The following is a 6,266-nucleotide window of genomic DNA, read 5'->3' on the forward strand; positions in this document are numbered from 1 at the left end:
GCTCCTGCCCGCCGCCGAGATCCTGGAGTGCGGGCCCGACGACGACTTCATCGCGCTGCTCGGCCAGGCCGCCCGCCGGGCCACCGAGCGGGCGGGGGCGCTGGGGATCTGCGGCGGGGACGGCAGCGTCAACGCGGCGGCCGCGCTCGCCGCCGAGCGCGGGCTGCCGCTCGCCGTCTTCCCCGGCGGCACCCTCGACCACTTCGCGCTGGACATCGGCGTGCCGAACTTCGAGGACACCGCGCACGCGGTGACCGAGGGCGACGCGGTCGCCGTGGACCTCGCCCGGGCCACCCCGCTGGCCGGAGGGGACGGAGGGGACGGCACCAGCCACTTCGTCAACACCTTCAGCCTCGGCTTCTACCCCGAGCTGGTGCGGATCCGGGAGAGCATGCAGGGCCGGCTGGGCAAGTGGCCCGCGGCCGCCGTCGCGCTCGGCCGGGTGCTGCGTACGGCAACCCCCATGGAGATCGAGGTCAACGGGCATCCGCGGCGGCTGTGGGTGCTGTTCGTCGGCAACGGCGGCTACTCCCCCGAGGGGTTCGCGCCCGCGTACCGCGAGCAGCTGGACGACGGGCTGCTCGATGTCCGGGCCATCGACGGGGATCAGCCGCTGGCCCGTACCCGGCTGCTGTTCTCGGCGCTCACCGGCACGCTCGGGCGCTCGCGCGTCTATACGACCCGCCGGATGCGGCAGCTGCGGCTGACCGGCCTGCACGCCCTGGACACCCGCGCCTACGACGGCGAGGTCGCGGCGGAGCCCGCGGAGGCGCTGCTGATCGACAAGCGGCCCGGGGCGCTCACGGTCTACCGGCCCGCCCAGCCGCAGAACGAACTGCTCCAGCGGGCCCGCACAGCCGCCGCCAAGGCGAAATGGTGGCGCGCAGTACTACGCAAGTAGTAGGAGGAAGTCTGTGCTCAAGGACGACGACGGAGTGGGGTCCGACCCTCAAGGATGAGGGCATGGACGATGACGGATCGGCCCAGGGGGCCTCGACGTGACCTCGCTCGCGCTGTCGGTGCTGCTGGCACTGGTCTCCTCGGTGTGCTACGCCGCCGGGGCCATCCTCCAGGAGCATGTCGCGGCGACCATGCCGGCGGGTGCCACCGGCGCGCTGCGGCGCGGGAGCTGGTGGGCCGCGGTGACCCTGAACGGGGCCGGGGCCGTCCTCCATGTGATCGCGCTGGCCTACGGACCGCTGAGCGTGGTGCAGCCGCTGGGCGCCCTCACCATCGTCTTCGCGCTGCCGATGGCGGCGGTGTTCGTACGGCGCCCGGTCGGCGCGGCCGGGTGGCGGGGCGCGGTGCTGGCCACCGCGGGTCTTGCGGGGCTGCTGTCGCTGACGGGTTCGTCGCGGTCCCAGGCGCTGTCGGACGGGGAGCGGTTCACGCTGGCCGTGGTCACGCTCTCGGCCATCGCGGCGCTGGCGCTGGCCGCGCGGTGGCTGCGGCCGGGCGGGCTGCGCGGGGTGCTGCTGGCCACGGCCGCGGGGACCTCCTTCGGCGTCTCCTCGGTGTTCGTCAAGAACGTCGCCGTGGAGGGCATCTGGGGCTCCTGGTCCGACGCGCTGCCCAGCCTCGTCATGATCGGACTGCTGGCCGGGAGCGGGGTGCTGCTGTCCCAGGCGTCGTACCACGGCGCCGGGCTGGCCTCGCCGCTCGCGACGGCCACGGTGGTCAACCCCGTGGTGGCGACGGCCGTGGGCATCGCCATGCTGGGCGAGCACTTCCAGTACGGCACACCGGGCACCCTGCTGGCGTTGCTCGCGGCGCTGGTGGCGAGCACGGGGCTGGTGATGCTGACGGTGCAGGGCGCGGAGTCCGGGACGGATGCCGTGCGGCGGCCGGAGGACGAGGATCCCGACGACCGGCCGCCCGGCCCCAGGGCCCCGGAGGCCCCGCCCCGGCTGACCCGCCGGATCCCCCGGCCCCGGCACCCGGCCCGCAAGCGCACCCCCGACCGCGGCGAGGCGGTGCTCCAGACGCACGGATAGTGCGTCAGCTGGTGCGGTTCCGGCCGACGTACACGTTCCGGGCCCGGTAGTACGTATCGCCGCCCGGTCCTGAGGAGCCCGAGGAGCCCTCCATCTGGAGGTTGATGATGAGCCACAGCGGCTTGCCGACGAAACCGGCGCCGCGGTGGACGGCCTTCCAGGTGCCGTCCAGGTAGTAGTGGATGTCCACGTCGGTGGCGTTCACCTTGGTGATCCAGGCGCGGTAGGTGTGCCAGTTCCCGGGGCCCGAGACCCCGACGATCGTGCTGGACACGTCCGAGGAACTGCGGAAGGTGTTGAACCAGTTGTTGGAGTTGCCCTTGAACTCCAGGATGTCGCTCTCCGGCGGCCAGCTGTTGACCCCGGTCAGCCAGAAGGCGGGCCAGGTCCCGGCCGCGCTCGGCGCCTGGAACTCGCCCTTGACCTCGTAGTCGGGGAACTGGTCGGTCACCACGATCTGGTTCTTCGCGTGCACCGCGCCCGAGTGGTAGCGGATCGGCAGATGCGGGTCCGAGCCGCTGGTGCCCTCGTCCCAGGTGATGCGGGTGGCCTTCAGGGTGAGCACCCCGGAGGCGAGCGTGATGTGGTTGTGGTCGGTGGAGCTGCCGTACATCCGGGCGCTCCCGTTGTGGTCGGAGCCCCACGGGTAGAGGTAGTTCCACTCCGCCTCGAAGGCGCCGTAGCTCCCGAAGGAGCCGTTGATCACGTCTTCCCAGGTCGCCGCCGGTGCGGCGGTGGCCGGGCGGGCCACCCGGCCAGGGCCGCGGCCCCGCCGAGGGCGGCCGCTCCGCCGAGGAATCTCCTGCGTCCGTACGACTTGCCCGGTGCTGACACGCCACGCATGGCCGCCTCCCGAAGTCCGAAACTTCGAACACAAGCAAACAGGAGCCACCACAATCCCGCGGCCCCCAGAAGACGTCAACGGTTCGGGACGGAGCCCGGCGGGGAAAGGTCCGGCGCGGGACGGTGTGTCAACCGGACGGAGAATCAGGGCAACGCAGTGTGTCAGCCCTGTTGTCGAGCACGATCGCGATGCGGATCTCGGGCGGGTAGAGGCTGCGCAGGTAGCGGCAGAACTCCAGGAACCTGGTCCGCTTCTTCTTCGGCTTGATGTGGCCGTAGGGCTTGTCCTTGCCCAGGTCGTAAGCGGCGAAGAGGTGCCTGACTCCGTGTGGGCGGGTGTAGGTCGCCCGCCGGCGGGGCCTCGGGTCCCGGGCGGGGTCCTTGTGCCGTCCGCCGCGCTCGGCCCACTGCCGCCCGGGGTGGGGCTGGAGGTTGAGCGGCCCGAACTCGTTCATGCAGAAGACGACTTCGGGCTCGCCTTCCTCAGGTATGACCTCGCCGTCGGCGATCGCGTAGAGATGTTCGACCCGGGCCTTCTTGGCCGCGTAGTCCGGGTCGCGTGAGGTCTTCCAGGTCTCTATGCGTTGAAACGAGACGCCCTCCTCGCGGAGGAGGAGCCGTAGGCCCTCGTGGCTGATGTCGTCGGCAACCCCCTCGGCGACAGGCCGTGCTCGGCAGGCTTGGACTTGACGATCTTCTTGATCCCCCGGCGTTCCGGGCGAACGGAGTCTGGCCCATGGAAGATTCAACGGAGGCGAGACGGGTCCGGCGGACACGGTGGGAATGACATTCCGCTCGGCCCGGACCAGGTCGCAGTGAGCATCCGCCAACGCCGCGCGGGTGCGTCGAGGAGACCTCCGTCGCGCCCGCCGGCCGGGACAGGGTGACGCTCGCCGCGGGCGTGGAGGCGCTGCGGTGACCACCCAGGGCTGACAGATATATTTCGCACCTCGATATATGCTCGATGCATGACCAGACAGAATCCGCCCTTGACGGAACCGCAGTACTTCATCCTTGCTGCACTTATGGATGGTCCGTTGCACGGTTACGGCATCATCAAGGCTGCCGAGCAGGCCACCGACGGGCGGCTCCGGATCGCTGTCGGCACTCTCTACGGCGCGCTGGAGCGGATGGAGCGGGCCGGGCTGGTGGCCGCCAGCCATGAGGAGATCGTGGACGGGCGGGCGCGGCGCTACTACCGGCTCACCGAGGACGGCACCGAGGCGCTCGGCCGGGAGGCGCTGCGGATGCAGCAGGCGGCGGCCGTCGTCATCGGACACTCGCGGGATGCCGGAGCGGCCCCGGCATGAACCGTTTACTGCTTGCGGCCTATCCCGAGCCCTACCGTTCCCGGCAGGGAGAGGAGTTGCTGGCCTGCCTGGCCGAGGCGTATCCCGGCCGCTCCTGGCCCCCGCCGCGGGAAGTTGCCGCCTTGGCCCGCGCCGGAGTGCAGGCCCGCGCCCGCGCCGTCGTCGACGACACGGCCCGGCCGTGGTGGCTTGACGGCATCCATCTGGCCGCCCTGACCCTCGCCGCGCTGGCGCTGGTTCCGTACTTGCAGGACGTGTGGCACTGGGCACTGCACATCGACCCCGGACAGCACGCCATCGCCTTCCGCTTCTCCGGCTGGTACCCGTGGGCCGAAGGGCCCACGCGGATACGGCTGCTGCCCTACGGGCTGCTCCCGCTGGGCTGCCTGATCACTCTGCTGCGTGGCAGACCGTGGATCGCGCTGCCGGCCGCGGCAGCCATGATCTGGGCCGGCGCCACGTCCCACGGCCGCACCGTCTTCGGCGACGAGGGTAAGGCGGGCCTGGGCTATTACGGTCTTGGCGCCCCGATAACGGCCCGTGACCTGGTGCTCTCGGGGGCACTGTGCGCCGCGTGCGCCGTGCTGGCGCTCTGCCGTCCCAGCCGTCTGCGACGCCGCTCGTACCGCTGGCTGGCCCCCGTCGTGCTCGCCATGTTCGTGGCCGGGGGCCTGCACATCATCTCCGTCAGTCCGGCCTTCCAACGCGGCTTGTTCGTCCTCGAAGTCGCGGCGCTGATCGCCGCGTGGGTGGCGACGGCCGCCACCGGCGACTACCGGTGGCTGATCCCCGTCGCGGCGGTCGCGTTCATCCGCACGCAGGCGATCGTCGTCCAGCCGGACGCGTTCATGCAGTCCTTTCCGGACCTGGTCGTCCTCCTTCTCCTGATCGCACCCCTCCCGGTCCTGGCGATCACCGCCCAGCGCCGGGAGAACCGGGCGCTCGCCGAATAGGAGCGGACCCCGGTGGGCCGACCGAGCCCGGCGGCCCATGTCGTGCCGCAAGACGTGCGTGACCGAACTCCCCCGAACGGAAGAAACAGAACGATGACTCAGCACGATTCCCCGTCCTTACCCGCGCACCGTCCGGGGGCCTCAAGGCAGGCCCCCGAAGACCCCAGCCCGTCGCGTACGACACGGCTGTGGATGCCGGCTCTGCTGTACACCCTGGGGTTACTGACGGTCTACCTGCTCGCCATCTGCACCCCGTGGGGGCAACGAGCTGAGAACGCCCTGTTTGATCTCGGTAAACAGGGCGGCGAAGAAGCATGGATCTACCCCCTGTCAGGATCGGCCTACGGCTCGACACCCCTGCCGCCGATGGAATTGAGTGCCAAGCCCACCCTGATGGCGGGCCTGGCGGTCATCGTGGTCCTCACCCTGGTGCGGCGGTGCTGGCGGCAGGGGTGCGCGGCGCTCGGGGTCGTCATTCTCACGACCGGAGGCAAGGAGGTGCTCAAATCGACCATCCTGCCCCGCCCCGATCTGGTGGGCGCGCCCGAGAATCTCCTTGATCAGGGTTTCCCCAGCGGGCACACGGCCATCCCCGCCGCGCTGACCCTCGCCGCCGTCCTCGTGGTTTCCCCCCGCATCCGCCCCTACGTCGCCATGGCCGGTGTGCTGTGGCTCGCCTGCATCGCCGCCGCCAGCGCGACCATGGGCGGCCACCGGCCCAGCGAAGTGCTGGGAGCCACACTGTTGGCCTGTGCCTGTTACGGCCTCGCAACCTGGCTGCTGCCGCCAGCCGCCGCGCCAGGCGCCACGCGGAGCCCCCGTGCGCTGCCCGTCATCACCCTGACGCTGGCACTGGCCGTCGCCCTCGTTTCCGGCGCACGGAACGACACCCTCACAAGGTCACTGGTCTCCGCGGCGACGGCCTTCATATGTGCGGCCCTGGTCTGGTACGCCGCAGTCGGGCGGCCCGCACACACCGCACGCCGCACACGCCCCGCACTGGACTGACCACCCGGCCGGCTCCGGGCGGGAACCGGCGCATCCTGGCAAAGCGGCGGTCCGACGCCCGAGCGGGGATGCACCCCCGCCCTGTGTGTCCTCCCGTACTCCGGTCAACAAGCCGGTGTCGCCCGGCGCGGCAACCGGACGGCACCGGACGGCCAGAA

7 protein-coding genes and 1 pseudogene are annotated in these 6,266 nt (G+C 71.2%); 5 read left to right on the forward strand and 3 right to left on the reverse strand.

The genetic code is table 11. The features are described from left to right. The coding region (locus SSOG_RS02150) for a diacylglycerol/lipid kinase family protein (protein WP_039936356.1) at positions 1–901 on the forward strand (901 nt) is incomplete at its 5' end. Between the two features lie 97 nt (positions 902–998). Further along, positions 999–1,994, forward strand: a complete 996-nt coding sequence (locus SSOG_RS02155) for a DMT family transporter (RefSeq protein ID WP_078510221.1) — start codon at positions 999–1,001, stop codon at positions 1,992–1,994. Positions 1,995–1,998: 4 nt separating this feature from the next. Here the strand turns inward: SSOG_RS02155 and SSOG_RS02160 are convergent, their stop codons facing one another. From SSOG_RS02160 to SSOG_RS55440, 3 genes and pseudogenes are all read right to left on the reverse strand, one after another. After that, on the reverse strand, positions 1,999–2,745 hold the full coding sequence (locus SSOG_RS02160) for a LamG domain-containing protein (RefSeq protein ID WP_245606192.1): 747 nt from the start codon (positions 2,743–2,745) through the stop codon (positions 1,999–2,001). Continuing rightward, entirely contained in the window at positions 2,697–2,837 is a 141-nt protein-coding gene (locus SSOG_RS55435; protein ID WP_245606193.1) for a twin-arginine translocation signal domain-containing protein, read from the reverse strand. The genes SSOG_RS02160 and SSOG_RS55435 overlap by 49 nt, the downstream gene beginning before the upstream one ends. Before the next feature lie 149 nt (positions 2,838–2,986). After that, positions 2,987–3,582 (reverse strand): annotated as a pseudogene (locus tag SSOG_RS55440) (IS630 family transposase); the annotation flags it as partial. A 223-nt stretch (positions 3,583–3,805) separates the two neighbouring features. Here SSOG_RS55440 and SSOG_RS02170 point away from each other — a divergent pair. The 3 genes from SSOG_RS02170 (at position 3,806) to SSOG_RS02180 (ending at position 6,108) form a co-directional block, all read left to right on the forward strand. Continuing rightward, positions 3,806–4,147 carry a PadR family transcriptional regulator gene (locus tag SSOG_RS02170; RefSeq protein WP_009712553.1) on the forward strand — a complete coding sequence of 114 codons (342 nt, stop codon included), beginning with the start codon at positions 3,806–3,808 and terminating at the stop codon, positions 4,145–4,147. After that, on the forward strand, positions 4,144–5,100 hold the full coding sequence (locus SSOG_RS02175) for a hypothetical protein (RefSeq protein WP_009712554.1): 957 nt from the start codon (positions 4,144–4,146) through the stop codon (positions 5,098–5,100). Before SSOG_RS02170 ends, SSOG_RS02175 begins: the two co-directional genes overlap by 4 nt. A gap of 93 nt (positions 5,101–5,193) precedes the next feature. Further along, positions 5,194–6,108 (forward strand): phosphatase PAP2 family protein, encoded by a 915-nt coding sequence (locus SSOG_RS02180; RefSeq protein ID WP_039936358.1) that lies wholly within the window; start codon positions 5,194–5,196, stop codon positions 6,106–6,108. Positions 6,109–6,266: the final 158 nt, after the last annotated feature.

Origin of the sequence: Streptomyces himastatinicus ATCC 53653, from assembly GCF_000158915.1 — a bacterium.
Lineage (GTDB): Bacteria > Actinomycetota > Actinomycetes > Streptomycetales > Streptomycetaceae > Streptomyces > Streptomyces himastatinicus.